The organism is Psychrobacter sp. APC 3426, from assembly GCF_030408035.1.
Lineage (GTDB): Bacteria > Pseudomonadota > Gammaproteobacteria > Pseudomonadales > Moraxellaceae > Psychrobacter.
The window spans coordinates 31,556-57,964 of record NZ_JASDCF010000020.1 but is presented as its reverse complement, the minus strand read 5'-3'; the positions used below and the strand labels follow the sequence as shown (position 1 = coordinate 57,964).

Genomic DNA, 26,409 nt, shown 5'->3' with positions numbered 1-26,409 from the left:
AAACACTGATTAGATGGTTGTTCGCTATCAGTAACTTCATATGAATAAACTGATGCTTGCTAAATTAAGCAACCATACTAACCTTGCATGACTGCGAACACTAAATGACTGTCAATAATGACGTACTTGAGGAAATAATATAATGGCAGAAAACAACACTTCAAATCCCAGCTTTGCCCGCTGGTGGCGTCAAGTTTTGTTCGTTCCTTTATTACATAGTAAATGGCTGACTGCCGAAGCTAGGGCGCGCCTGACCGATAAAGTGACAAGTGCTGAACGCGGGCATCGTGGTGAGGTGTTCTTAATTGTCGAAAACCATCTGCCCATTCAGCAGGCCTATTATGTTGACTGCCGCGAGCGGGCGATTGATTTATTTAGTCAGTATCGAGTCTGGGACACTGAAGAAAATACCGGTGTCTTGGTTTATGTCAATGTTTGTGAGCATAAGCTAGAGATAGTTGCCGACCGTGGTATTAGTGCTCATGTCAGCCCCACCGTTTGGCATGCGATGTGCGAAAAAGCCCTTTCAGGCATTGCCAATAAAAAAACAGAAGACAGTCTCGCTGAGTTGTTGGATGAGGTAGGACAAGTGTTGCGTCAATATTACCATCTTGAACATGACCCAGCAGGTAATGAACTTTCTGATACGGTGGTGTTTCTAAAATAGTCTTTTGCCACTCTCAATCACTGTCATTTTAAGTTGTAGGGTCTTAGCTTTCGTTCTAATATAATATATCTTTGAGCATAGACAATACTAATACCTCCAAAATGGGGTTTGTCTGCCGCAAACCCTTATAAATGCCAAGGCTGGAACACTATGATCGAGTTAATAAAGAAATTGCCAAAAGCAGAGCTGCATTTGCATATCGAAGGCTCTTTAGAGCCTGAGCTGATGTTTAGATTGGCAAAAAAGAATAATATAGAGATACCTTATAAAGACGTCGAAGACGTACGCCGTGCCTATAACTTTACCAATTTGCAAACCTTTTTGGATATCTACTATGCAGGCGCCAATGTTCTGATTACTAAAGATGATTTTTACGACTTAACGTGGGAATACATTCTTAAGTGTGTTGAAGATAATGTTATTCATACGGAGATATTTTTTGATCCGCAAACGCATACAGCGAGAGGGGTTGCTTTTGAAACAGTGATTACTGGCATTAAAGAGGCCCTCGCTGATGCTAAAGAAAAGTACGGCATCACCTCTTGTATCATTATGTGTTTTTTACGTCACTTATCTCAACAAGAAGCTTTTGCGACTTTAGAAGAAGCGATGGCATTTAAAGAGGATATCGTCGGCGTTGGTCTTGATTCTTCGGAGCTCGGCAATCCGCCTTCTAAGTTTAAAGACGTCTTTAAAAAGGCAAAAGAAGCAGGCTTCAAATTGGTAGCCCATGCTGGAGAAGAGGCTGATTTTTCGTATATTTATGAAGCATTGGACTTATTAGATATCAATCGAATCGACCATGGGGTGCAATCTATAAAAAGTGCGGCGCTTATGCAGCGGTTAAAAGATGAGAAAATACCGCTGACAGTTTGCCCCAACTCAAACATCGAGCTCAAAGTCTTTGCAGACTATAAAGAGCATAATATTAAAGAGCTGTTAGATTATGGTCTAAACGTCAGCGTAAACTCTGATGATCCCGCGTATTTTAAAGGTTATATCAATCAAAACTTTATCAATCTGATAGAAAACCTTCCGCTAACAGAAGACGATATCATTACTTTGGTAAAGAATTCTTTTAAATCTTCTTTTATAGAGGATGAGTTAAAAGAAGCGTACTTAGCCAAGGTTGATCTTGTCGTGCAATAACATTGGTTGAATATCTGCAGAGAAACGGCTTAATGATTTGGTGGTGTTCTAAAAAGTATGCTGAGGGAATAAAGGAGGGTGACAGCCGAAGCAAGATGATATATTTGAGGTTATGAAGACACAAATACAGATCAATTGCCCCGACTGTCACAGTCTTAGTCTAAAGAAAAATGGCATAAAAAGCTATGGCAAGCAGAACTACCAATGTAAGGACTGCAAACGTCAATTTATTGGCGATCATGCGGTAACCTATAACGGCTGTCACTCTAGAATAGAAGATCTCATACGACTGATGACTGTCCGAGGTTGTGGTGTTAGAGACATAGCCGTTATAGCCAAGGTTAGCATTGGTAAAGTACTTGGCACCATAGGCTCATCTGTTTATAAGATCGCGCCTAAGAAGCGATATTATGAACGCTTAGAGGTTGATGAGTTCTGGACTTACGTGTATCGCAAGAAGCGTAAAGTCTGGCTCATCTACGCTTATGACCGTGCTACTAATGAGATTGTCGCTTATGTCTGGGGCAAACGTGACCTAAAAACGGCTAAGAAGTTAAGAGCACGTTTAAAGCAGCTTACAGTCAGCTATGGCTCGATTAGCATGGACAACTGGGACAGTTTTATAACCGCCTTTAAAAGTGATAACAAACGAATTGGCAAACAGCATACGGTAGGCATTGAAGGCAATAACTGCCGTCTTAGACACCGATTGCGTCGGGCGATTAGAAAGACTTGTTGCTTCTCAAAAAAGCTTGATAATCACTTTAAAGTATTCGATCTGGTGTTCTTTTATGTCAATTATGGTTACGTCTGATGCCAGCATACTTTTTAGAACACCACCAATGATTTATTAAATCGTTAAGCCGTTTTTCTGCATGTTTTTCAAGATTAACTGACTGCCGTTAATTGATTACAGTTTAGTACCTAACGTTTAGTGCCTAAAGCTTAGTAATTTGCTCTACCAATAGCGGCATGATGACGCCAGCTTTTTCTGCTAACGTGATATCAACGATGGTATTGGGTGTTGGACTTGGGTTTATTTCGATGATTTTGGCACCATTTTGTTTGGCTAACTGTGACAGTTCAGCAGCAGGGTAGACAAGACTTGAGGTACCAATACTGATAAAGACATCACAATTGGCCGCTGCCTCCTCTGCCGTCTGCCATGCTTGTACAGGTAGGGCTTCTCCGAACCAAACGATATCTGGTCTGATATAGCCATCGCAACGCGAGCAATTGATTAATTCCTCATCGAAACTAAGGGTACTCGCACTATCAAATGTACGTCTAGATTGGTTTTGATAAGAGGTGTCGCATTGACTGCAGCGATTGCCCCATAGATTGCCATGTAAATGTATCACGTCACTACCAGCTTGCTCGTGTAGGTCATCGACATTTTGGGTAATGAGCGTCACTTGCTGATGTGATGATTGAGCATGGTATTGCCACTGCGCTAAAGCATCATGGGCTGGATTTGGTTTCTTATCAGCGACCAATTGCCGGCGCCATTGATACCATGACCATACCAGTTCTGGATCACGAGCAAAAGCCTCTGGTGTCGCCAAGTCTTCAGCACGATAATTTTCCCACAATCCAGTTTGATTGTCTCGAAACGTTGGGATGCCGCTTTCTGCGGAAATTCCTGCACCGGTCAAGATACAAACACGTGGTGCTGACGCCAATAGTTTGGTCGCCAGTTCTACTTCTGCTATTAACGCTGGTAATAATTCTGCTAACATGAGCCAACCCTTGCTAATAATGGATATCCCTTCTTATGATAGACGGAATTTGGTGGCTTGTCATACTCTTCGCTGTTGTTGCGGCCTTATGGCTATTGGCAAAATCACGTGGCGCAAAACCAGGTGAAACAGGGAGTCAAAAATCTGGCTATAAGCAGTCAAAAAAAGAAAAAATACCTGCTAACGATGGGCTGCAAAAAGCGGCGTCATTATTAAAACAGCATTTTCCTGATTATCGAGTCACGCGTAAGGCAAATCATCTGCTGGTCAGTAAACAAGATAAAAAAATTGCGATGATTACCATTGATAAAAAGCTTGCCATCGGTCAGCGTCGTTTGGGCAATGTCCCTGTAATTAATTACCACCGTGTACCTAGCCGTGCGCAGCTCTCTGCTAATTTGCAAGATGCAGAATAGGTTCAAGTAAATTTAACATTTTCAGCGCAGAATTCCCCTACTTCTAAAGTAGTGGGATGAATGCGTTATTGATAACTACCCTTACTCCCTATGGTATTATGATTAATAATTATAACGCCAATTAACAACAAGCTCCTTATGACCAAGCAAATCCTAAAAGCCCATAAAGTCAGGCTGTACCCCAATGAAGAACAGCAAATATTCTTTGCCAAATCATTCGGCTGCACACGCTTTATTTGGAATAGGATGCTTAGTGACAAAATAGACCATTACAACGAGCATAAGACCGAATTAAAAAATACTCCTGCTCACTATAAAAAAGAATTTGAATGGCTTAAAGAAGTCGATAGTCTGGCACTGGCTAACGTACAGCAAAACCTAAGAGCCGCTTATAGTAAATTCTTCAAAGGTTTAGGCTTCCCAAAATTCAAGAAAAAAGGAATTAAGGATAGTTATACCACCAACAACCAAAAGGGCACAGTGGCGATCACAGATAGCACTGTCAAACTGCCTAAAATAGGTCACATCAACGCTAAATTTCCAAGCAAGGTAAATGGCTTAATCAAGTCAGCGACCATCAGCCGCACCCCATCAGGCAAGTACTATGTCAGCCTATTGGTTGAAACTATCGTAGAGCCGTTGCTAAAAACTCACTCAAGAATAGGCATTGATTTAGGACTGACTGACTTTATCGTCCTATCAGATGGCAGCAAAGTTGCCAATCCTACCTTTTTATCTAAGCTGCAACATAAGCTTGCGCGAGAACAGAAAATACTGGCCAAACGCAGAGCCGTTGCCAAAGCGAATCAGCGCAAGCTGTCTGACAGCCGCAACTATCAAAAACAAAAAGTTAAAGTCGCTAAGGTCTATGAAAAAATAACCAATATCCGAAAAGACTTTCTGCATAAGCTATCATTCACTCTCATCAAAAACCACGATGTGATTGCGATTGAGGACTTAAACGTCAAAGGCATGGTTAAGAATAGGAAGTTATCTAAAGCGATTAGCGATAGATCATGGTCAGCCTTTACCATCATGCTGGCTTATAAAGCCGATTGGTACGGTAAAGAGGTAGTCAAAGTAGACCGATGGTATCCATCTTCTAAGACCTGCTCAGGCTGTGGTCACTTGCTAACTAAAGCTGAGTTACCGCTACAGGTGAGATCATGGAATTGTCCCAGTTGCTTGCAGTCCAACGATAGAGACATCAACGCCAGTATTAACATCCTCAACGAAGGACTAAGGCTGGTAACACTCAAAACCGTCGGTGTGACGGGGTTAGCTTAGTCAATTTGCCTAACCGCTGATACAAAATATCGTATCAAGTATGGGTATTACCTAAGAAACCGCCACCTCTTTAGGTGGTGGGTAGTTCATCAACAAAATGTACAACATTTTATAGATGTTAACACATAATAATAGAGGGCAGCTAAGGACGTAGATCGTCGCTGATAAAGGGTTCTAGAAGTATTGGGTAATACAGAGAAGGGGGTAATACAGAGAAAGGGGTAATACCATTCATGATTAATAATTGGTGCGCTCGGCGGGAATCGAACCCACGACCCTCGGCTTCGGAGACCGATACTCTATCCAACTGAGCTACGAGCGCATAACAAGATGAATCACTTGATTGGTTCAGCCTTTATTGATTGGCATTTTATCGATTAAGAATCTGCAAATAAAAGCAGCATACAAATCAATCAGAGTGGTAATAGCAAATACTATTAAATGCCGAAAAATAAAGACCGCTTAGTCTAACAAATAAAAGCCATAAAGCCAATGAATGAAGGCTGCGATTGATGTTTTTTAAGAAAAAACAGAATAGTCATTAAACAGGCATGGCAATCTACCTGCCTTTTCCCTTATAATGTCAGGGAGAATTCATATTTATAATCACCGATTGCAACTGTGCTGCACGCGGGATGGCTGTTTGCTATTGATGACGAGAGGTCATCAAAGGAGGACAGGCAGAATGTCCAAGCCGTGTAAGCCTTTGTATACGTAATAAGAGAACGTGACGAATGAGAAAAGTAGTTATGTTATCGGCAGCTGCCATTCTAGGAATCGCTAGTATCGCGGTGAGCCAAGCTGAAAGTGTTGTAGAAACGCCTGTAACTGTTTCTGATGTAGCAGAAGGTCAGGAAGTCGTTGAAAATGCACCTGAGCAATTAGGGGATGAGCCTAAAGCGGCTGCAGATACGACAGACGGCGAGGCTCCTGCTGATGAAGCCGCTGTAGTAGATAGCGAAGCAGACGCGGAAGAAACAGCTGCTGCAGCACCTGCTGTTGAAGAAGAGCCAATTCCACAAGATACGCCGCAAGTACAAAAGCTGATTGCTTTGTATCCTAACCTGATTGCCCGTATTCAGCCGGTTGCCAAGGTCTGTTTTGAAAACGATGAAGTCTGTGACGTGACGGCACGTGCTGCTGGTCCAGCAGCTGGTGACGGCCCTCGTGACGGCAAAGCCGTATACAATGCTGTCTGTCAGACTTGTCACGGTGCAGGTCTACTTGGCTCACCAATCTTAGGTGATGCAGGTGCATGGGGTGCACGTATCGCTAAAGGTACAGATACCTTGTATACGCATGCTATCAATGGCTTTGGTGCTATGCCTGCCAAAGGCGGTGCTGACATTGCTGACGAAGAAGTGCAAAACGCTGTCGATTATATGATTGATGAAGCGAGCTAAATTAAGTAACTGATGCACTTAGCAGCATAAAGATGGATTGTGTTAGCAGTATGCGCGATTCACAGCTGTTTATGATATCGCAACCTGTTTGCTAACTTGCCAGACGCATATATTAAAGCGCCTATTTCATTTAATGAGATAGGCGCTTTTTTAACAAAGTTCCGCAGAAATTTCCTACCTCTAAGGTAGTGGGATGGATGCGGTTGACCTTATGCGAGTGTTCTTATAATATGAATATTAAATTCAGTCTAATCATATAAAGGTCTTGCATTCAGATGCTTTTAGATACTAATTCTCATTCAGTCTTTTCGCTAAACTACCATCTAATTTTAGTGACTAAATACCGTAGGCAGGTTTTTGATAACGAAATATCAGACAGAGCAAAAGCTATTTTTGAGCGTATTGCACCTGACTATAAAATTGAGATTATTGAATGGAATCACGACAAAGATCATGTTCATGTTTTATTCAAAGCACACCCCAAGACCGAAATTAGTAAGTTTATTAATACCTACAAATCAGCAAGCAGTCGCTTGTTAAAAAAAGAATTTCCTAGGATTAAAGCCAAGCTTTGGGAAGATAAGTTTTGGTCGCAATCATTCTGCTTGATCACAACAGGCGGCGCACCTCTTGAGGTTATTAAGCAATATATCATTGGCCAAGGTAAATAATGACCAAGCAAATCCTAAAAGCCTATAAAGTCAGACTATATCCAAACGAGGATCAGCAAATATTCTTTGCTAAGTCGTTTGGCTGCTCACGCTTTATTTGGAATAAAATGCTGGCTGACAAGATCGAGTATTACCGTGAGACTAAAATGTCTCTCAACAACACCCCTGCTCAGTATAAAAAAGAATTTGAATGGCTAAAAGAAGTCGATAGCTTAGCATTGGCGAATGTGCAGCAAAACCTACGCAGTGCTTATAGTAAATTTTTCAAACAAGGCGCCCGGCTTCCTAAGTTTAAGAAAAAAGGCATTAAAGACAGCTATACCACCAACAACCAAAAGGGCACAGTGGCGATCACAGATAGCACCGTTAAACTGCCAAAAATAGGCCACATCAACGCCAAGTTCCCCGATAAAATAAACGGCCTAATAAAGAGCGCCACCATCAGCCGTACCCCATCAGGCAAATACTACGTCAGCCTATTGGTTGAAACCATCGTTAATGAATTACCAAAAACCCAATCAAACATCGGCATTGACTTAGGATTGACAGACTTTATCGTCTTATCGGACAGCACGAAAGTTGCCAATCCTAAGTTTCTAGCAAAGTTGCAAGATAAATTATCCAAAGCTCAAAAAATTATGTCTAAACGGGCATTGATCGCCAAAAAAGACAACCGTAATCTACGTGACAGTAAAAACTATCAAAAGCAAAAAACCAAAGTTGCCAAGGTTTATGAAAAAATAACCAATGCCCGTAAAGACTTCTTGCATAAACTCTCATTCAATCTCATCAAAAACCACGATGTGATTGCGATTGAGGACTTAAACGTCAAAGGTATGGTTAAGAACAGAAAATTAGCTAACTCAGACAGCTCATGGTCAACGTTTACCATCATGCTTGCTTATAAAGCAGACTGGTACGGCAAAACGCTTGTCAAAATAGACCGATGGTATCCCTCGTCTAAGACTTGCTCACACTGCAACCATCTACTGACTAAAGCTGAATTACCGCTTTCGGTTAGAATGTGGGATTGTCCAAGTTGCTTGCAGCAAAATGATCGCGATATCAATGCCAGTATCAATATCTTACATCAAGGATTGATACTGGCTAAACAGTCAAAAACTGTCGGTGCGACAGGGTTAGCTTAGTCAATTCGCTTAACCGCTGATACAGAGTATCGTATCAAGTAAGGGCGTTACCTAAGAAACTCTTATCTCTAAGGTAGGGGGTGGTTCATTGATGAGTATTTTTAATATGATGCTTCTAATCAGGTGCAGTTGAAATCTATCGTCGGCAGCCTCACTTTATGACATGACAACGTCTGTTCTAGACAACGCAATTGTAAGCAATAACCGTGCTCTAAAAATCGCTGTTCATATAAATGCATAACAAATAAAGAGGTTTTCATGTCTGAGGTACCAGCACTTGCTATCCAGAATTTATCCAAAACCTATGGCAATGGGTTTTCGGCACTCAAAGATGTCAGTTTAACTGTCCCGCAGGGTGGTTTTTTTGCGCTGCTTGGACCAAATGGTGCTGGTAAGTCAACGATGATTGGCATCATTAGCTCACTCTTTAAGCCTACCACTGGTAGCATCAAGATTTTTGGCACAGATTTGTTAGAAAACCCTTCGACTGCCAAGCAGTATCTCGGGGTCGTACCGCAAGAGTTTAACTTTAACCAGTTCGAAAAAGTTGAAGATATCTTGATTACTCAGGCGGGTTACTTTGGTATTTCTGCCAAAGAAGCACGTCCACGGGCCAAGCGCTTGCTGACGGCGCTTGGGTTATGGGACAAGCGTGATAGTAAATCACGTGAATTATCAGGTGGTATGAAACGCCGTTTGATGATTGCTCGCGCCTTGATTCATAAGCCAAAGTTATTGATTCTTGATGAGCCAACCGCTGGTGTTGATATCGAGCTGCGCCGCTCTATGTGGGAGTTTATGCAGCAGATTAATATTGAAGAGAACACTACCATTATCCTCACTACGCATTATCTAGAAGAAGCTGAGCAACTTTGTAAACGCATTGCGATTTTGGATCATGGCGAAATTCGTATTAATACTGAGATGAAGGATTTGCTTGCTCAATTGTCAGTTGAGACTTTTGTTTTGGATTTAGAGACACCGCTTACTCGTCAATTAGATTTGACTGGGATAACGGGATTGTCGCAGCCTGATGAGCAGACACTGGAAGTGACGTTAACAGAAGGCGAGTCATTAAATGGTGTGTTTAACCAATTGTCAGAGCAAGGCATTACCGTAGCGAGTATGCGCAACAAGGCCAACCGCTTAGAAGAGTTATTCATGCGCCTGGTGGATAAAAACATCGAGAATGCAGACAGTATGAAGGAGGCAGGACTATGAGTCAGGACATGAGTGAAATGAATAAAGCTTCACAGGCGTCTCGTCCTCATGATGGCTTAACCATTGCCCAAAAGTGGATTGCATTTCGTACTATTTTAATCAAAGAAGTGCGCCGGATTTTACGTATTTGGCCACAAACGTTGCTGCCTCCAGTCATTACCATGAGCTTATACTTTGTCATCTTTGGTAAGATGATTGGCTCACGTGTTGGTGAAATGGGCGGCGTGCCATACATGCAGTTTATCGTGCCTGGTCTCATCATGATGTCGATTATCACCAACAGTTACTCTAATGTGGTATCGAGCTTCTTTAGCGCCAAATTTACGTCCAGTATCGAAGAGCTTTTGGTCTCACCGGTGTCCAAGCATGCGATTTTGATGGGCTATATTAGTGGTGGTATCTTTCGCGGACTGGCGATCGGTATTATCGTCTCGATAGTGGCGTTATTTTTTACTGACCTTGGTATCGAACATTTATTTGTGACGGTATTTACGGTACTAGGCACCTCTATCTTGTTTTCATTGGGCGGCTTTATTAACGCAGTATTTGCCCGCTCATTTGATGACATCTCTATCATTCCAAGCTTTGTGCTGACGCCATTGACGTATCTTGGTGGGGTGTTTTATTCGATGGAAAATCTGTCACCATTTTGGCAAAATGTTTCGTTACTGAACCCGATTGTCTATATGGTGAATTCGTTCCGTTATGGCATCTTAGGATATTCTGATGTCAATGTTTGGTATTCCATGGCAGCGATTTTTGTATTCTGTGCGATATTTTATACCATCGCTTATCGATTACTGAGTAATGGCTCACGCGTACGTTTGTAGCATACAACGTTTAAAAGGCTGTGCTTTTACTGCCTTTTGAGCTAATTGCTAAGTCACTATTTTTATAAGCTTTTATAAGATTTTAATGGTTTGATATTAGGAAAGTAAATGAGTATTCACGGCATCTTGGGTGAGCAAACCACCGACTATCCGACTGAGTATAGTCCAGAGACGTTATATCCTATTGCTCGTAGTATGGGACGTGATGCGATTGGCTGGCATGATGATAAGCTGGCAGTAGGTATAGACTGGTGGCAGGCGTTTGAGATGTCTTGGCTCAATCATCAAGGCATTTCACAAATTGCCATTGCTCGCTTTGGTATTCCGGCAAGCTCGCCATTCATTATCGAATCAAAGTCGCTTAAGTTATATTTAAACAGTATTAACTTTACTGAATTTTCCAGCTGGGACGAGGTGCAAGCACTGATAGCCAAAGATTTATCAGCATGTGTACAAGCAGAAGTAACCGTTGAGCTATTTGATTTAAATGATGACCTGAACGATAAAGCAACAGGCTTATTGATTGCACAACCTGAAGGTGTTTGCATCGATAAGGCGCTTGCAAATAGTAGCGAGAAAGTGGCGCTGACAGAACATCCTGATGCCTCATTGTTAGTAAGTGATTCAGTGGTTTCTGAAAAACAAGTTGGCAAAAGTTTCAGCTTTTATTCTAACTTACTGCGCAGTAATTGTCCGGTGACCAATCAGCCCGACTGGGGTACGTTAGCGGTATCAATTAATACTAATAAGGCAATTAATGAAGCCAATATGCTACGCTACATATTAAGCTTTCGTCAGCACAACGGTTTTCATGAGCAATGTGTTGAGCAGATATTTGCTGATTTGAGTCAATATTATCAGCCAAGTGAACTCATGGTTCGTGCTTGGTATACGCGCCGTGGTGGTATCGATATCAATCCATGCCGTGTCAGTGATATGAGATTATTGCCAAAGCCAAGCCGTTTGATTCGTCAATAGAGAGAGCCATAGTTTAAAATAGTTTGGCTGATACAAAAAAGCGCCTATCTTATTTAATAAGACAGGCGCTTTTTATCGCATAAGTTTTACCAATAAAACTATTTGCTACTTACTTTTGAAATCACTTCTTCACGGCTTAGCATTTGCTTTTCTGCTTCACGGCGATTGACGTATTCGTACTTACCTTCAGCCAAGTTGCGATCTGAAACCACGATACGATGTGGAATACCAATCAGTTCAAGATCAGCGAACTTGACACCTGGACGTTCGTTACGGTCATCTAGTAGCACATTGATGCCTTGAGACTTAAGCTCTTCATACAGAGCGGTAGCTGTCTCCATGACGGTATCTTCTTTTGATTTCATCGGAATGATAGCCACTTCAAAAGGCGCAATCGAATCATCAACGGTTGGTGTTTGAGGCCACATGATACCGTTTTCGTCGTTATTCTGCTCGATGGCAGCCGCGATGATACGACTAACGCCAATGCCATAGCAGCCCATCATCATGGTTACTGGTTTGCCATCTTCACCAGAGACAGTAGCATTCATCGCTTGCGAATACTTATCACCCAACTGGAAGATGTGACCGACTTCGATACCACGTTTGATTTTTAGCGTGCCTTTGCCATCAGGAGAGGGGTCGCCTTCTTGCACATTACGCACATCAACGATACGAGTAATGCTCGCATCACGTGCCCAGTTCATGCCGACAGTATGTTTGTCGACTTTATTAGCACCTGTCACAAAGTCTGACAAGGTCGCCGCCGAGCGATCGACAAAGACTGGCATATCCAAATCAACACCGATAAAGCCTTTGTGTAGACCCGCTGCCTTGAGCTCTTCATCAGAGGCCAAAGTTAGTGGCACGTTGGCTTCTTCGACTTTCTCAGCTTTGATGGTGTTCAACTGATGATCACCACGTAGTACGACAGCGATGAGCTGCGGTGTGTCATCTTCTTTATGACCATGGACGATCAAGGTTTTGACCGTATTGGAAAGCGGGATATCTAAGTGTTCAGCGACCATCTTACAAGTGGTCATGCCTTCGGTGAGCACGTCTTCGCGCTCTTGCTTTGGCGGTTGGCGTTCAGCCATATTGAATGATATAGATTCGGCAAGCTCAACGTTGGCAGCATAGTCTGAGGAATCAGAAAAAGCGATATCATCTTCGCCACTATCGGCTAGCACATGGAACTCATGCGAGGCAAAGCCACCGATAGAGCCTGTATCTGCTTGTACCGCACGGAAGTCTAAGCCTAAGCGGGTAAAAATACGCGTATAAGCCTCATACATATCATGATAAGTCTTTGCGAGCGAAACTTGATCGACATGGAACGAGTAAGCATCTTTCATAGTAAATTCGCGCGCACGCATCACGCCGAAACGAGGACGAATCTCATCACGGAACTTACCTTGGATTTGGAAGAAGGTAATCGGCAGCTGTTTATAGCTACGCAATTCGCTCTGAGCCAAAGTAGTAATGACCTCTTCGTGCGTTGGACCAAGCACGAAATCACGATCGTGGCGATCTTTGAAGCGCAATAGCTCAGGACCATAGTCATCGAAGCGACCCGTAGTCTGCCACAGCTCAGCTGGCTGAGTCATCGGCATAAGCACTTCTTGGGCACCAACGTTTTGCATCTCTTCGCGAACAATACGCTCGACCTTTTGTAAGACGCGTAGCCCCATGGGCAACCAAATATATAACCCAGAAGCGATTTTGCGAATAAGACCGGCACGTACCATCAACTGGCTTGAGGCGATATCGGCATCACTTGGGGTTTCTTTTAGAGTGGCAAATAAAAATTGACTGGCTTTCATAAATAAAGCGTAACCTTATCAACGATAAAAAAATAAGAAATAGTGGGGTGTTGAGCGTAGGGCTAATCGGTTCATTGACGCCGTAAGCTTACCTTTATCACTTAGCAATGAACTAGGGTATTTCCTAGTAAATAATGTCTAGCAACTGATATCTGGCACGTAATATGCATACAACAGCATATTGATAAAACCGTTCAGATAACAAAGAGCTAGGTTTTGATTGACGTATCGATATGTAATGCCGCTAAATGAATGTATTTAGCGTAAAAAGTCTGCAAAATAAATCTATGCCGACATTTTATCAATACAATCTGACTATGTTAGGTAAAGTTCGCCTAAGACGCAATGACTTTTTGTTTTTTCAGACCGAACATTACCTAAAGAGCAAAATATACTCGTTTTAATTCGATTAGTTGGCTATTTCAAGTGTTTTTATAGCCAGTAGCGAGTAAATTTCGTCGCAATTGCCTTATCGATAATTATGTAGAGTATTGGTAGCTATTACTTGAAGTTAACGCCTGTAAATAGCATTTATGTCTTAGGTTTGAATACAAAATATTTGGCTTTTTTGAATCTCATAAAAATAAATAATAAAACTCTGAGGGTGTTTAGATGACCAGTCCTAGTAATGTTTCTACCAGCAATAATAATCCCCCCAATCAGCCACCCAAAAAAACCATCGCAATGCTGTCATGGGTAATATTACTTATTGGTTTAGCGGCATTGGTTTTCGCTATTTATAGTGTGCAAAATATCACGGAAGAAGAGCCGATTGAAACCATCACTCGTGAAGGGGTAGTGACGCAGATTCAGCAGTTAAATCGACTACAAACGGTGGCTTTTAGCGTGGATACGGTGATTACCAGTCAACGTCAGGGAAGCTGGATGAAGCTGTGGCAAGATGAACAAAAAGGGTTGTTTATCGCTCGTGGTCGGGTAGATGCCGGTATAGATTTGAGTGCGTTGACACCTGAGATGGTACAAGTCATACAGCCTGAGATGGGTGTAGAAGAAATACAAGCAGAGGGTACGAATACGCCAGTCTCTATCATGCCGCAGATTAATATCACCCTGCCACCTTCAGAGATATTTTCGGTGTATTTAGATGATATTGAGATTTATGATTGGCAGACAGGTGCTTTTGGTTTGATGCAGGTTGATCCAAAAATACTACAGCAAGCGCAAACGATGGCAAAGAAAGAAGTCCTTGAACGTGCTTGCCGAGGTGATGTGATGAATATGGCACTACAAAATGCACAAACTCAATTGCAGCAGCTGTTTGCAATGACGGGTGCTGTAGTGACGGTTACCACACAAGGCGCAGGCGCGTGTCAATTGCCAACAGCCAATGCATAAACTTGATATCAAAAGTAAGGTTAAGGCATTTTATTGAAATGTTCTAAATGAAAGTTAATTTAGAGTATGTTCTCATTTAGAACTTTACTGGTTTAATTGAAGATGTTCCCTAGTTAACAAATGTTGCTTGAAGTTATGAGTAATAAGCTTACTATATTATATAGCAATACTTATTTATCATTATCGATATCCTTATAAATATTGTCGATAGATAAGCTTATATAATATAAGAGGTGGCCTATATGAAAACTCCTAATAATCAGCCGTCTGCTAACGAGAAGCAACGTAAACTAACCAAACAACCCAAGGCGAAAGAGTCGCTGTCGTTTGCCACTTGGGTTCTATTAATAATAAGCTTCACCTTATTAATCTACGCTGTCTATACTATCAAGACGCGGATATTAGAGTCAGATACTGGTAGAGCGAGTGCGCCACAAAGTAGTTTGGTGCAAATAGACAGTTGACACTCTTTAAGATTTAGGCGCTAGTCTTTTTTAAATTCATTAATGGCTAATTGGCGAGCCGCTTTATGTTCGATCATCGGTACAGGGTAGTCAATTTCAGCAAACTTACCACCCTTTGCCAGCTCTTTACGCATTTTTTCCTCGCTGTGCAAGATGTTACTAGGAACGTCTTTTAGCTCAGGTAGCCACGTCTTGATGAACTCGCCATTAGTATCATGAGTTTTGCCTTGGCTAAAGGGGTTCATAATACGGAAGTAAGGAGCAGCGTCCGTGCCTGTGGATGCGCTCCATTGCCAGCCACCGTTGTTAGACGCAAAATCACCGTCTATCAGCTGCTGCATAAAGTAACGCTCGCCTAAGCGCCAATCAATCAGTAAATCTTTGGTCAAAAACATCGCCGTAACCATGCGTAGGCGATTGTGCATAGAGCCTGTCGCATTCAGACATCTCATTGCGGCATCGACTAACGGCACGCCCGTCATGCCAGTACACCATTTCTCAAAATCATCCTTGTCATAGGACCAATTAATCTTGGTGTCTGTTTCTTCCTTATAAGCCTTGTGGCGAATAAGTGCTGGCTTAGCTACTAAGACATGACGATAAAAATCTCGCCACGCCAACTCGCTTATCCAGCGATTAATGTCAGAGTTATCAGAGTTATCAGAGTTATCAGAGTTATCAGAGTTATCAGAGTTATCAGAGTTATCAGAGTTATCAGAGTCATTAAAGGTATCGCCATCATTACCATGAAGTTTTTCTTGCGCTTTCGCTGCTTGTAGGTAGCAAAGTCTGGGACTAATTGATCCAATGGTAAGGTAGGCTGAGAGCTGACTGGTTGCCTGTAGGCTAGGCACATCGCGGCTTACATCATAATTATCAATGTCATCAGCGATGAATGCCTCTAAACGCTGGCAAGCTGCATTTTCGCCAGCAGGGTAAGCTGTTCGAGCGTGGTCAAGCTGTGCGTCCATATCTATATGCTGTAATGAATCAATACCTTGTGAACTGCCGTCTTGTAATGTCTTTTGATAGCCATCGACAGTTTCTTTACTTAACTTTTCGATATCTTTAATAGTAGTAGCGCTAGATTTCGAGGTTTTCAGCTTGGTCTTATTATTGCTATTTACGGCTGGTGCTTCATGCATTTGCATGGTGCTGACATCCAAGGTATGTCGCCATTTTTTATAAAATGGGGTAAATACTTTATACATGCTATCGCCATCGTTGGTGGTGATGCTTTGTGGTGGTAAAATACATTGGTCATGCCAGCGGATAAACTCGATATCGTTTTTTGCCAGTTGCTTGGTTAATTGTTCATCGCGTTCAATCTCATTGCCTTCGTACTCATGATTGGCCATGACAAGGCTGATATTATTTTCTTCGCATAATGTGCTTAACGCATTCACGCAATCAGCAAAACTAGGACAGACTTGCACTTTTAAGGTGATATTCAATTGCGTTTGCAAATCTTGGCCGAGTATCGGTAAAGTGCGTGCGATATGATCGACTTGTGCTAGGGAGGTATCATGCGCTTGCCACTGTTCAGGCGTCAGGAAGAATAGAGCACTGACTGATGCATTGTCTTCTTTAGCTTGTTCACAAAGCGCAGCCAGTGCCGTATTGTCATGCAGCCGCAAATCACGACGAAACCACATCAAGTAATGCGGCATACTGACATTCTTATTATCATGATTTCCGTCATTGGTTGACGCTGTTTTAGACATTCAATTATCCCTATTTTAATCAATCGCAATCATAAACAAAACTATGAATAAAAGTATGCTAGGATAAGTTTTTGGATGCAATTGATTTGCCAATTGATTAACAAATCAGCATCATATTTAGGGATTAGAGTTTAACGCGAACTTGTCAAATGACGTCATACTCAATATCACATTTAACGTTTTAAGGTCATATAATGCACGTTAAGTTTTGCGGCTTTACCCAGCTTAGTGATATCAATACCGCTGTGCAGTTGGGTGTTGATGCGGTCGGCTTAGTATTTTATCCGCCAAGTCCGCGTGCTGTGACCTTAGAACAGGCGCAAATATTAAGCGCCGCTTTACCTGCTTTTGTCAGTGTCGTGGCGTTAGTCGTCAATATGCCTGAAGATGAGCTGATTGAGCTGGCAAATAACGTCTCTTTTGATATCATTCAGTTCCACGGTGATGAAACGCCTGAGCAGTGTCAGCAGCTGGCAAGTGCTGTCAATAAACGCTGGATGAAAGCGTTACGTATCAATGCTGAGCAAGACACGCTAGATAGCGTAAGCGCACGGATTGACAGTTTTGCCGCAGCAGGCGCGAGTAGTATTTTGTTCGATGCTTATCATCAGCATAAATATGGCGGTACGGGCGCGCGCTTTGACTGGAGCCTTATTCCGCATAATAGCTCACTACCGATTATCTTAGCGGGTGGATTGGATGCCGACAATGTCGCTGCAACTCGTGATTTGCCTATTTATGGCGTCGATGTTAGCGGTGGAATTGAGATTGATAAAGGCAAAAAAGACGCTGATAAGATGCGTGCCTTTATGAAAGCAGTAAAGCGTGACCGATGGCAAAACGAGACGGTCACTGACGTCATTTAAGATAATTGCTATATTTATGCTATTTATTCTTATTTAAGCGTTATTCCGACTTCCTGATTGAGGCTTATGTTTCCCCCGTCTCAATAGTTATCCCAATTTTTATACCATTACTCCTTATATCAAAAGATACCACCTATAGTAGGAATTATCATGAGTCATGCCACGAACAAAGCACCATCTGCTACTGCACAATCTATCAATACTTTTACTAATCCAACAGACGTTCAAGACTTTAACCAATACCCTGACGCACGCGGACATTTTGGTGTGCATGGCGGTCGCTTTGTCTCTGAAACGCTGATGGCCGCATTGGAAGAGCTTGAAACCTTATATACCAAAGTAAAAGCTGACCCTGCATTTTGGGAAGAATATCATAATGACTTGGTCAATTATGTCGGTCGTCCAACCCCGCTTTATCATGCCAAGCGTCTCAGTGATGAGATTGGTGGCGCGCAGATTTACTTTAAACGTGAAGACTTAAACCACACTGGTGCGCACAAAGTGAATAACACCATCGGGCAGGCACTACTTGCCAAAATGTGTGGTAAGAAGCGTATTATCGCTGAAACGGGCGCAGGTCAACATGGTGTCGCGACGGCAACGATTGCCGCGCGCCTAGGTCTAGAATGTATCGTCTATATGGGTGCAGATGATGTCGAGCGCCAAAAGATGAACGTCTATCGTATGCGTTTGCTGGGTGCAACGGTTGTGCCAGTGACTTCTGGTTCACGCACGCTTAAAGACGCGATGAATGAAGCCATGCGTGACTGGGTCACTAATGTAGATACCACTTATTACATCATCGGTACGGTTGCAGGTCCGCATCCTTATCCGCTACTCGTGCGTGACTTTCAAGCGATTATCGGCAAAGAAGCGCGTATCCAACATTTAGAAAAAACAGGTAAATTACCAGATGCCTTGGTTGCTTGTGTTGGCGGTGGCTCGAATGCTATTGGTTTATTCTTTGATTTCCTAAACGATACTGAAGTCAAAATGTATGGTGTCGAAGCGACAGGTGATGGCATTGAGTCAGGTCGTCATTCAGCGCCATTGGCTGCTGGTCGTATCGGAGTGCTACATGGCAACCGTACCTACTTGATGGCAGACGATGAAGGCCAAATTCAAGAGACGCACTCTATCTCGGCGGGCCTTGATTATCCTGGTGTCGGTCCTGAGCACAGCTTCTTAAAAGACATGAAGCGTGTTGAGTATGTCGGCTGTACGGACAAAGAGTCCTTAGAAGGCTTCCATGAAGTCACGCGTAAAGAAGGTATTATCCCTGCGCTCGAATCTGCCCATGCGGTTGCCTATGCGCTTAAGCTGGCTAAAACCATGACCCCTGATCAAACCATTATCGTCAATATGTCAGGTCGCGGCGATAAGGATTTGCATTCGGTAATGAAGGCAGAAGGGATTGAGTTGTAGTCACGTATTTTATTGCGAACTATAAATTCACTTTTATACAATAAATTGATGGGCTCTCTTATTAAATAATAGAGAGCCAATATAGCCAGTTTAAATTAATTTTAGAGACCACTATGACCCGAATTGAAAGCACCTTTGCAACCTTAAAATCGCAAAATAAAAAAGCCCTAATTCCATACGTGATGGCAGGTGATCCTAATCCTAGCAACTTCGTTGGCATGCTCCATGACTTAGTCAAGCATGGCGCGGATATGATTGAAGTGGGCTTACCGTTTTCTGACCCAATGGCAGATGGCCCAACGGTTGCGCTAGCTGGAGAGCGTGCTTTAGCAGCAGGTACCAGTACTCGTGATGCATTAAACATGGTCGCAGAGTTCCGCAAACAAGACACGCAGACGCCAATTATCCTAATGGGTTACCTCAATCCCGTTGAAATCATCGGTTACGATAACTTTGTCGCTTTATGCGAGCAGTCAGGTGTTGATGGTATCTTGATGGTTGATTTACCGCCAGCAGAAGCGGGTAGCTTTACTCAGCATTTAACTGAACATTCGATGAATGAGATTTTCTTGTTATCGCCAACGACCTTGCCTGAACGCCGTGAGCAAGTACTAACACATTGCGGTGGGTATATTTATTATGTGTCGCTTAAAGGCGTGACGGGCTCGGCAACGCTAGATACTGATGATGTCGCGACCCAAGTGCAAGCGATTAAAGCGGAGACCGATTTGCCAGTATGCGTGGGCTTTGGTATTCGTGATGCAGCGTCAGCCAAAGCGATTGGTGCTCATGCGGACGGTATCATTGTGGGTAGTGCGCTGGTGCAGAACTTTGCTGACATAGATGCTAAAGATGTATCTGCCGTTGCTAATGCTCAGCAAAAAATCATGGCTAAGATGGACGAGCTACGCAGTGCACTCGATAGTTTAACAGTCTAATGTTATATCGAATGTATGAGCATCAACGTGTGTATGGCTCAGCAACGTCATCGTCTTATTATTTATAAGAGGGGCGATAGCTGTTTTTATATCAAGGATTATCGTAACTTTTATAACAATGTTTATAAAGACACGGTGAAATGACTTTGCTAAAGTTAGTTTACGTGTGTAAACTAACATCACATATAAATTGTTACAGTTGCGCATAAGCGTGCTTTATAACTGCTGATGTTATAAGGCTATGTGACTTTTAAATTGATTCTTATAAACGGACTTCTTAGGGACAAGTAACTAAGCCAACTTGTCGATAAGCCTTTGATAATGGCAAATAATATGACTGATACCATAACACCAGATAATATAAATAATGCTGCTGCACCAAATGCGAATACCGCAGGACAATCGTGGTTCAATCGCCCAATACCAGGCATTAAGCAGCAACTGACTGCACCACTGACAGCGGTAGAGACCGAACCGTCAACCAAATGTAGTAATTGTCACTCCATGATTACCAATACGGCGCTGATCTTTAATTGCTATGTCTGTCCGCATTGTGACCATCATTTACCAATGAGTGCTCGTGAGCGCTTAAACTGGCTGCTCGATCAAGTAGAGGGTGAGCTGGGACAACAGTTCACTGCCAAAGATCCATTGAGCTTTGTGGATAGTAAGCCGTATCCGCAGCGCATGATCGAAGCACAAGACAAAACCGGCGAGTCTGAAGCACTAATTGTGATGTACGGTAAATTGCGCAATCTTGATGTGGTCACTTGTGCCTTTGACTTCCGCTTTATGGGCGGCTCTATGGGCTCGGTGGTCGGTGACCGTTTTGTAGAAGCTGCTGAAAAAGCCCTCAACGATAAATCTCCTTTGGTCTGCTTTGCTGCTTCTGGCGGTGCGCGCATGCAAGAAGGGCTGCTATCATTGATGCAAATGGCTCGTACTGCGGCGGCGATTGAACGCTTAAGAATTGCTGGCGTGCCTTATATCGTAGTACTGACCAATCCTGTTTATGGCGGGGTGACTGCATCACTTGCTATGCTTGGTGATATTCATTTGGCAGAACCAAAAGCCATGATTGGCTTTGCAGGCAAGCGTGTGATTGAGCAGACCGTGCGTGAAACTCTAGAAGAGCCGTTCCAGCGTGCTGAGTTTTTGTTAGAGCATGGCGTGGTCGATGAAGTGGTTCACCGTCATCAATTAATCGACACTATCTATCGCTTGCTGGCTAAGTTATGTCGCGTGCCTAATGTTGATGCCTAGTCGCTACATATTCTTAATCAGCGAGTAAATAGGTAAACTGAGTTTATAAGCTTTTATTAGCGTGCTAGACTCTGAAAAATAGTCAACACTTAACGAATAGCATTTATCGTCATCACGGTAAATGCTATTTTTGCTTTTTGGTCAGGTAGTTATATACTGTCTCTATTTTCTAATTCTTTATTTTCCCAAAAAATTCTATATAGGTTCTGTCCATGTCTGACGCTTTAGTTTCTAACCCCATCATTCCTAATGAGCATTCTAGTTTGACTGAATGGCTTGACTATATGCAGCAGATTCATGTGTCGGCGATAGATATGGGATTGTCGCGAGTGTTACCGGTGGCTGAGGCATTAGGTGTGGTACAGTCAGCCAAAGATGATGCTTATGTGTTTACCGTGGCAGGCACAAACGGTAAAGGCTCAACGACCGCTGTCATCGCGCAGATGTGTCAAGCGGCAGGATATAAAACGGCCTTATATCAATCACCGCATTTGAGTGTGTTTAACGAGCGCGTGCGTATCAATGGTAAGATGGTCAGTGATGAGACATTAATCAATGCGTTTAGTAAAGTAGAGGCAGCACGGTTGGCGTGTAATCTGACCTTGTCATTTTTTGAGATGACGACACTTGCCGCATTATTAATATTTGCCGAAGCAGATTGCGATGTCTGGGTGTTAGAAGTAGGGCTGGGCGGTCGCTTAGATGTGGTCAATATCATTGATCCTGATATAGCAGTGATTACCAACATTGCCATCGATCATGTCGACTGGCTAGGAGATAATGTCGAAGATATCGGTCGTGAGAAAGCAGGTATCTTACGTGATGGTATTCCCTTAATTTATGGTGCTACTGCGATGCCTGCTAGTGTGCAGCAAGCAATTGATACGCATCAGGCAACTTGTTACCAAGCTGGGCAAGACTTTATCAGCCGTGAGATAGGCTCAGGCACTTGGCAATATAGCAATGCCGCCGTTACCATGCAGTTACCACGTCCAGCGCTGTCATTGACCAATACTACTAATGCCCTATCAGCAGTGCTAGCAAGTCCATTAAATGTCGATATCAATGCTATTGAGCAGGCGCTGCGAACGGTTAAGCTCGCCGGTCGTTTTGACTATCGTGAGACACATAATCGCCATTGGCTGTTTGATGTGGCGCATAACGAGCAAGGCGTTGAGTTTTTATTGGCGCAACTGTTACCGCTTTGGCAGCAACATCTGGCAGAGAAAGCTGGTTCTGAGCAATTGAATAGTAAGCCTGCTACCATTAAAATGCTGTTTTCAATGTTGGTTGATAAGGATATAGATCACGTCGTGCAGCGTTTGACTGAATCAGGCTTACCTATTAGTGATTGGTTTATCGCTGAGATTGACTACCCGAGAGCAGCGAGTGCTGAGCATCTACAAGATATCTTATCGAACCACGTTAACCGTGCTCAGATACACCGTTTTGATAGATTGAGAGAGGCGACGCAGGCTGTGATACATGCGAGCGAGCCACAAGACTTAATCCTAGTATGTGGCTCATTTCATACTATCGGTGAGGCACTGGCGGCACTTGCAGTTGATGGTTTACTTTAAATATCTGGCTGTCCATCGTTGGTTCTAGCAGTAATATGATGGCAGACAGTATGAAAAATATGCTTTATAATCAAAATGATTTAGCGTGTCCCTGTACAAGGCTATTAGAAAGAAGCCCGGCATAACATTTGAAAACTGATGGACGTAACTGGCGGCAATGGCAACTATTAAGGCTATTCATTTAAGCTGTTTCAATATAGTCTTGAGACGATAGTTTTTGAGTGAGAGCTTGGCCGCTCAATCAACCTTATTACCAACTAAGAGACGTAAACGGATGAACTTTTCGAGACAAGCCTTATTGGGCATTGGGATGATTATTGGCGGTAGCGTGATGCTATACGCCATGGTGCAACAAATTGGCGAAAGTAATAACCAACAGCCAACGTCAGCGATGATAGACAAGCCAACCACTGAGCAAGCGTCACAACAGCCATTGACGACTGACATTGAGACGGAAAAACGTATCTTGGCACAGAAACAAAAAGAGCGTGCTGCGCGGGTCGCTGAACAAGAAAAGCGTGCGCAGCAGTTCTTGACTGAGCAAGAGGCCGCTGAAGCAGAAGCATTAGCTAAAGCACGTGCTGAAAGTCAGCAATATATGTCAAATACCGCAGCCACTGGTGATGATAGTGACAGTACAGCAGCTGCTGAAAACGTCATTGAAACGCCAACAGCCCAGCCACGCACTGATAGTGAGTCATCAGCCAGTACTAACGAGGCTGCTAATCAAAAAGCCACCGCTCAGCAACAAGAAGCCAAAAGACAAGCTGCCATTAAACAACAAGAGGCTGCCAAAAAATTAGCGGATAGTAAAAAAGAGGCGGAGGCGAAACGTCAAGCTGAAGCTAAGCGTCAAGCGGATGCCAAAAAACAAGCGGATGCTCAGACCATGGCTGAAAAAAAGAAAGCCGCCGCTGAGCAAGCAGCAGAGGCTGCTAAAAAAGAACCACCAAAATCGCCAACTGATTACGAAGTGAAAAGGGGTGATGGGTTGATTAAGCTGGCCAGACAATATAATGTGCCAGTAGAAGTGTTGGCTCAAGCCAACGACATGTCACCATCGACAGCACTACAATTGGGTCAAACCTTAACGATTCCATCGCGTAAGCAAGTGCAGCGTCTAGAGCGTGAAGCCGCCGCCGCTGAAAAAGCACGGGAAGAGAAGCGTCAAAAGGAAGAAGCATTAGCCAAGAAGTCAGCAGATGCCAAGCGTGAGGCGCAGCAGAAACTTAGCGAAGCACGTCAAGAAGTCAAAGAGACCGATGCCAAAGGTAGCTTTGGTGTACAGGTCGCATTAGCAAACGATCAAGCCAAAGCAGATGAGTTGGCGAAAAAATTCCAGTCAGCAGGCTATCAAGTCAAGACCAGTACCACCAGTCGAGGCGTACGTGTCATCGTCGGTCCTGAGCGTGGTAAAGTGGCGGCATTGGCGCTTAAAGATAAAATCAATAGCGACCCTAAAGTAAATACCACCAGTGCCTGGGTCTTATACTGGCGTTAAAAGCGTCTTTAAATTTGGGTAGTAGTTAGCCCTTAGAAACTAATGATTACCTAATAATTTGGCCGTATAATTTCAGTTTTTTGATTTTTTCTCTCTTATTATAAAAACACGACATTAGATGTCGTGTTTTTTGCGTTATAGATTGCCGATAAGGATAGGCTTAGATACTATGCCTACCATTTATTACTTCCTTCTGTATAACCTGTCAGCCTAGAAAGGTTGACCTGCTGTGATTGTTAAAAACGACGGCTTGCATTCAGTTTTTTATAAATAGCGAAGTCGTGAGTTTGGTCAATCACTCTTAAATTGTATAAGGTAAAACCATGTCATTTGGCGTTATTTTTTTAGTATTGGCCGTTGGGTTTTTAGGTCTCATTACATTACCAAAGCTGTTATCAAAACGTCAAAGCACAGAGCCTGATCCTAAGCCTGTGCGTGGTGATGATTTGGCTATATGGCCATTTGCACCCATGCCTATTATGACGGATACTGAAGTGCTGTTTTTTAATAAATTAAAAAATGCCTTACCAGAATATCATATTTTTGTTCAAGTGCAGCTGTCAAGAATCATCGAAGCCAATAGTAGCGAGACCTCCGAGCGCAGTTTTTGGTTTAATCGCATCTGTCGTCAAAGCGTTGATTACGTGATTGTTGATATTGATGCTCAAACAACCTTAGTGGCTATTGAACTTGATGATTGGACACACAGCAGTAAGTCACGACAAAAGGCCGATGATAAAAAGGACAAAGCCCTTGCCAGCGCAGGCATTCCGATTGTGCGCTTTCATGCTGAGCGTATGCCAAGTGCGGATATGCTCAGATATGAGCTGATGCAAGTGATTGAGACTTATTAAAAATTTACCCGAGCTCTTTAAGGGCTATCATTTGTTTCATCAGGCTGCCTTGGGTAAATGACAATTGGTCTGCCATTTTCAAAATACAGCCCTGTTGCAGGTGGCGTATCGTCTTCCCAAACCAACTGTGGCTGACATTTATCGTAACTGTCATAAAAGCTGCGTTTGGTAAACCATTCGATATAATGTGCGCGTCTGAGTTTCACCATGTTAATGGTTGCGAGACATGCTTTGTCACTTTTATCGCACCATTCATGCATCGGAAAGCTGGGTGCTAGCCAAGTAGGCCAGTCAGAATGGCTAGAGTTGGCTATGTTCATTGGCAAAAAGAATCGTCCTTTTATGATGCCATAACGCTTATCAATTTTTACTTGTCCATGATTTTCGGTATCGACCCACACCGTGCGAAACTGCTTGGTTTGCATATGCGTCATTTTACGCTGTAGATTGTCATTAGAATTTATCCCTACCCAATTTACAGGCGCAAAAGGGGCTGATCCCATAAAAAACTTAATCGCTAATTCCCAATGCTCGATGAGACCTTCATCGTGATTATGCAAAATCAAATCTAGTTCGCCAGTCGTCTGCTTGCCGTTGTACAACTGTACGTTATTAGCGAGCGTTTCGTATGGATGCAACTTGCGCGCAAACCCATCCTCTAACCAAAATGACAATAACCCCTCGAAATGAAAACCCAAGCGGTTAGGACTCGGACGCGTCAGTAAATAGCGGGTCAGATCCTGATAAGCATTGGTAGTATCTAGCTCTTCTAAACGCTGCTCATACGCCTCAAACTGCTGCTGCCAAAAGCTTGCACTATGTACCGATACGATATGCGTATTCTGATGCTGTGCAAAGTCCAACCACTCTGTTAAGACATTAGGGCACGCCAGCACATAAGCCAAATCGCGTACATAAGGCCGCTGATAAGCTTCCCAAGGTGCATAGTTGGTATGAGTTGCGAGAGTGGCGGGGCGTAGCGTGCTAAGCTCAAACATAGATTAAACCAGTGTAAACGTAAAGTATTTACCCTAGCTGCTCACTTGCTAAAAGTCTATAGTCAATCGTACTATGTTAAGATTGAGACCATCTGGCAGCACATGCTC

The 26,409-nt window shown here is 43.0% G+C and carries 24 protein-coding genes and 1 tRNA gene; 20 read left to right on the top strand and 5 right to left on the bottom strand.

The features are described 5' to 3' along the window. Positions 1-142: 142 nt before the first annotated feature. The 3 genes from QL919_RS10440 (at position 143) to QL919_RS10430 (ending at position 2,630) form a co-directional block, all read left to right on the top strand. The gene (locus QL919_RS10440) at positions 143-667 is read left to right on the top strand and encodes a TPM domain-containing protein (RefSeq protein ID WP_290189462.1); all 525 of its coding nucleotides are present in this window, start codon (positions 143-145) and stop codon (positions 665-667) included. A 150-nt stretch (positions 668-817) separates the two neighbouring features. Beyond that, positions 818-1,816, top strand: coding sequence for an adenosine deaminase (locus QL919_RS10435; RefSeq protein WP_290189461.1), 999 nt, complete (start codon positions 818-820; stop codon positions 1,814-1,816). A 112-nt stretch (positions 1,817-1,928) separates the two neighbouring features. Further along, entirely contained in the window at positions 1,929-2,630 is a 702-nt protein-coding gene (locus tag QL919_RS10430; protein WP_290189460.1) for an IS1 family transposase, read from the top strand. A gap of 124 nt (positions 2,631-2,754) precedes the next feature. Here the strand turns inward: QL919_RS10430 and QL919_RS10425 are convergent, their stop codons facing one another. Then, positions 2,755-3,555 (bottom strand): NAD-dependent deacylase, encoded by an 801-nt coding sequence (locus QL919_RS10425; protein WP_290189459.1) that lies wholly within the window; start codon positions 3,553-3,555, stop codon positions 2,755-2,757. Between the two features lie 35 nt (positions 3,556-3,590). Here QL919_RS10425 and QL919_RS10420 point away from each other — a divergent pair, with 35 nt between their 5' ends. Both QL919_RS10420 and tnpB (QL919_RS10415) read left to right on the top strand, forming a co-directional pair. Further along, on the top strand, positions 3,591-3,971 hold the full coding sequence (locus tag QL919_RS10420; RefSeq protein WP_290189458.1) for a hypothetical protein: 381 nt from the start codon (positions 3,591-3,593) through the stop codon (positions 3,969-3,971). Between the two features lie 138 nt (positions 3,972-4,109). Further along, positions 4,110-5,258, top strand: coding sequence for an IS200/IS605 family element RNA-guided endonuclease TnpB (tnpB, locus tag QL919_RS10415; protein WP_290189457.1), 1,149 nt, complete (start codon positions 4,110-4,112; stop codon positions 5,256-5,258). Between the two features lie 245 nt (positions 5,259-5,503). On the opposite strand, the gene QL919_RS10410 is transcribed toward tnpB (QL919_RS10415), so the two are convergent. After that, positions 5,504-5,580 (bottom strand) — tRNA-Arg (locus QL919_RS10410). A gap of 412 nt (positions 5,581-5,992) precedes the next feature. On the opposite strand from QL919_RS10410, the gene QL919_RS10405 reads away from it, so the two are divergent. From QL919_RS10405 to queF, 6 genes are all read left to right on the top strand, one after another. Then, positions 5,993-6,661 carry a c-type cytochrome gene (locus QL919_RS10405; RefSeq protein WP_290189456.1) on the top strand — a complete coding sequence of 223 codons (669 nt, stop codon included), beginning with the start codon at positions 5,993-5,995 and terminating at the stop codon, positions 6,659-6,661. A 275-nt stretch (positions 6,662-6,936) separates the two neighbouring features. After that, entirely contained in the window at positions 6,937-7,332 is a 396-nt protein-coding gene (gene tnpA, locus QL919_RS10400) for an IS200/IS605 family transposase (RefSeq protein ID WP_290189455.1), read from the top strand. Next, a complete protein-coding gene (gene tnpB / locus QL919_RS10395; RefSeq protein WP_290189454.1) occupies positions 7,332-8,480 on the top strand; it encodes an IS200/IS605 family element RNA-guided endonuclease TnpB in 1,149 nt (382 codons plus the stop codon). Before tnpA ends, tnpB (QL919_RS10395) begins: the two co-directional genes overlap by 1 nt. Positions 8,481-8,738: 258 nt before the next feature. Next, positions 8,739-9,701, top strand: coding sequence for an ABC transporter ATP-binding protein (locus tag QL919_RS10390; RefSeq protein ID WP_290189453.1), 963 nt, complete (start codon positions 8,739-8,741; stop codon positions 9,699-9,701). Then, positions 9,698-10,531 carry an ABC transporter permease gene (locus QL919_RS10385; RefSeq protein ID WP_290189452.1) on the top strand — a complete coding sequence of 278 codons (834 nt, stop codon included), beginning with the start codon at positions 9,698-9,700 and terminating at the stop codon, positions 10,529-10,531. The genes QL919_RS10390 and QL919_RS10385 overlap by 4 nt, the downstream gene beginning before the upstream one ends. Before the next feature lie 108 nt (positions 10,532-10,639). After that, complete coding sequence (queF, locus tag QL919_RS10380) at positions 10,640-11,509, top strand: NADPH-dependent 7-cyano-7-deazaguanine reductase QueF (RefSeq protein WP_290189451.1); 870 nt, start codon at positions 10,640-10,642, stop codon at positions 11,507-11,509. A 98-nt stretch (positions 11,510-11,607) separates the two neighbouring features. Here queF and QL919_RS10375 read toward each other — a convergent pair whose 3' ends face one another. Further along, the gene (locus QL919_RS10375; protein WP_290189450.1) at positions 11,608-13,332 is read right to left on the bottom strand and encodes a proline--tRNA ligase; all 1,725 of its coding nucleotides are present in this window, start codon (positions 13,330-13,332) and stop codon (positions 11,608-11,610) included. 612 nt (positions 13,333-13,944) lie between these two features. Between QL919_RS10375 and QL919_RS10370 the strand changes: the two genes are divergently transcribed. After that, complete coding sequence (locus QL919_RS10370) at positions 13,945-14,688, top strand: DUF4230 domain-containing protein (RefSeq protein ID WP_290189449.1); 744 nt, start codon at positions 13,945-13,947, stop codon at positions 14,686-14,688. A gap of 242 nt (positions 14,689-14,930) precedes the next feature. Beyond that, positions 14,931-15,152 (top strand): hypothetical protein, encoded by a 222-nt coding sequence (locus tag QL919_RS10365; RefSeq protein WP_290189448.1) that lies wholly within the window; start codon positions 14,931-14,933, stop codon positions 15,150-15,152. Positions 15,153-15,172: 20 nt separating this feature from the next. On the opposite strand, the gene QL919_RS10360 is transcribed toward QL919_RS10365, so the two are convergent. Then, positions 15,173-16,876: an FAD-binding domain-containing protein gene (locus QL919_RS10360; protein ID WP_290189447.1), complete on the bottom strand. Its 1,704-nt coding sequence runs from the start codon at positions 16,874-16,876 to the stop codon at positions 15,173-15,175. Between the two features lie 194 nt (positions 16,877-17,070). Between QL919_RS10360 and QL919_RS10355 the strand changes: the two genes are divergently transcribed. The 7 genes from QL919_RS10355 to QL919_RS10325 all read left to right on the top strand — a co-directional run bounded on the left by QL919_RS10355 (position 17,071) and on the right by QL919_RS10325 (position 25,303). Continuing rightward, positions 17,071-17,742 carry a phosphoribosylanthranilate isomerase gene (locus QL919_RS10355; protein WP_290189446.1) on the top strand — a complete coding sequence of 224 codons (672 nt, stop codon included), beginning with the start codon at positions 17,071-17,073 and terminating at the stop codon, positions 17,740-17,742. A gap of 150 nt (positions 17,743-17,892) precedes the next feature. Continuing rightward, positions 17,893-19,167: a tryptophan synthase subunit beta gene (gene trpB, locus QL919_RS10350; RefSeq protein ID WP_290189445.1), complete on the top strand. Its 1,275-nt coding sequence runs from the start codon at positions 17,893-17,895 to the stop codon at positions 19,165-19,167. A 113-nt stretch (positions 19,168-19,280) separates the two neighbouring features. Continuing rightward, on the top strand, positions 19,281-20,105 hold the full coding sequence (gene trpA / locus QL919_RS10345; protein ID WP_290189444.1) for a tryptophan synthase subunit alpha: 825 nt from the start codon (positions 19,281-19,283) through the stop codon (positions 20,103-20,105). A gap of 321 nt (positions 20,106-20,426) precedes the next feature. Continuing rightward, complete coding sequence (gene accD / locus QL919_RS10340; protein WP_290189443.1) at positions 20,427-21,368, top strand: acetyl-CoA carboxylase, carboxyltransferase subunit beta; 942 nt, start codon at positions 20,427-20,429, stop codon at positions 21,366-21,368. 212 nt (positions 21,369-21,580) lie between these two features. Next, a complete protein-coding gene (folC, locus tag QL919_RS10335) occupies positions 21,581-22,948 on the top strand; it encodes a bifunctional tetrahydrofolate synthase/dihydrofolate synthase (RefSeq protein WP_290189442.1) in 1,368 nt (455 codons plus the stop codon). Between the two features lie 274 nt (positions 22,949-23,222). Continuing rightward, positions 23,223-24,449, top strand: a complete 1,227-nt coding sequence (locus QL919_RS10330; RefSeq protein WP_290189441.1) for a LysM peptidoglycan-binding domain-containing protein — start codon at positions 23,223-23,225, stop codon at positions 24,447-24,449. A 323-nt stretch (positions 24,450-24,772) separates the two neighbouring features. Next, positions 24,773-25,303 (top strand): DUF2726 domain-containing protein, encoded by a 531-nt coding sequence (locus tag QL919_RS10325; RefSeq protein WP_238034875.1) that lies wholly within the window; start codon positions 24,773-24,775, stop codon positions 25,301-25,303. 17 nt (positions 25,304-25,320) lie between these two features. Here QL919_RS10325 and QL919_RS10320 read toward each other — a convergent pair whose 3' ends face one another. Beyond that, on the bottom strand, positions 25,321-26,301 hold the full coding sequence (locus QL919_RS10320; RefSeq protein WP_290189440.1) for a DUF1853 family protein: 981 nt from the start codon (positions 26,299-26,301) through the stop codon (positions 25,321-25,323). Positions 26,302-26,409: the final 108 nt, after the last annotated feature.

Bases quoted from the DNA above. Each gene is read 5' to 3' on its own strand.
- QL919_RS10330 (WP_290189441.1), top strand. From the start codon at position 23,223: ATGAACTTTTCGAGACAAGCCTTATTGGGCATTGGGATGATTATTGGC.
- QL919_RS10435 (WP_290189461.1), top strand. From the start codon at position 818: ATGATCGAGTTAATAAAGAAATTGCCAAAAGCAGAGCTGCATTTGCAT.
- QL919_RS10390 (WP_290189453.1), top strand. From the start codon at position 8,739: ATGTCTGAGGTACCAGCACTTGCTATCCAGAATTTATCCAAAACCTAT.
- queF (WP_290189451.1), top strand. From the start codon at position 10,640: ATGAGTATTCACGGCATCTTGGGTGAGCAAACCACCGACTATCCGACT.
- QL919_RS10320 (WP_290189440.1), bottom strand. From the start codon at position 26,301: ATGTTTGAGCTTAGCACGCTACGCCCCGCCACTCTCGCAACTCATACC.
- accD (WP_290189443.1), top strand. From the start codon at position 20,427: ATGGCAAATAATATGACTGATACCATAACACCAGATAATATAAATAAT.
- tnpB (WP_290189457.1), top strand. From the start codon at position 4,110: ATGACCAAGCAAATCCTAAAAGCCCATAAAGTCAGGCTGTACCCCAAT.
- trpB (WP_290189445.1), top strand. From the start codon at position 17,893: ATGAGTCATGCCACGAACAAAGCACCATCTGCTACTGCACAATCTATC.
- QL919_RS10375 (WP_290189450.1), bottom strand. From the start codon at position 13,332: ATGAAAGCCAGTCAATTTTTATTTGCCACTCTAAAAGAAACCCCAAGT.
- tnpA (WP_290189455.1), top strand. From the start codon at position 6,937: ATGCTTTTAGATACTAATTCTCATTCAGTCTTTTCGCTAAACTACCAT.
- QL919_RS10420 (WP_290189458.1), top strand. From the start codon at position 3,591: ATGATAGACGGAATTTGGTGGCTTGTCATACTCTTCGCTGTTGTTGCG.
- QL919_RS10430 (WP_290189460.1), top strand. From the start codon at position 1,929: ATGAAGACACAAATACAGATCAATTGCCCCGACTGTCACAGTCTTAGT.
- QL919_RS10385 (WP_290189452.1), top strand. From the start codon at position 9,698: ATGAGTCAGGACATGAGTGAAATGAATAAAGCTTCACAGGCGTCTCGT.
- folC (WP_290189442.1), top strand. From the start codon at position 21,581: ATGTCTGACGCTTTAGTTTCTAACCCCATCATTCCTAATGAGCATTCT.
- QL919_RS10325 (WP_238034875.1), top strand. From the start codon at position 24,773: ATGTCATTTGGCGTTATTTTTTTAGTATTGGCCGTTGGGTTTTTAGGT.
- tnpB (WP_290189454.1), top strand. From the start codon at position 7,332: ATGACCAAGCAAATCCTAAAAGCCTATAAAGTCAGACTATATCCAAAC.
- QL919_RS10355 (WP_290189446.1), top strand. From the start codon at position 17,071: ATGCACGTTAAGTTTTGCGGCTTTACCCAGCTTAGTGATATCAATACC.
- QL919_RS10370 (WP_290189449.1), top strand. From the start codon at position 13,945: ATGACCAGTCCTAGTAATGTTTCTACCAGCAATAATAATCCCCCCAAT.
- QL919_RS10365 (WP_290189448.1), top strand. From the start codon at position 14,931: ATGAAAACTCCTAATAATCAGCCGTCTGCTAACGAGAAGCAACGTAAA.
- QL919_RS10440 (WP_290189462.1), top strand. From the start codon at position 143: ATGGCAGAAAACAACACTTCAAATCCCAGCTTTGCCCGCTGGTGGCGT.
- trpA (WP_290189444.1), top strand. From the start codon at position 19,281: ATGACCCGAATTGAAAGCACCTTTGCAACCTTAAAATCGCAAAATAAA.
- QL919_RS10405 (WP_290189456.1), top strand. From the start codon at position 5,993: ATGAGAAAAGTAGTTATGTTATCGGCAGCTGCCATTCTAGGAATCGCT.
- QL919_RS10360 (WP_290189447.1), bottom strand. From the start codon at position 16,876: ATGTCTAAAACAGCGTCAACCAATGACGGAAATCATGATAATAAGAAT.
- QL919_RS10425 (WP_290189459.1), bottom strand. From the start codon at position 3,555: ATGTTAGCAGAATTATTACCAGCGTTAATAGCAGAAGTAGAACTGGCG.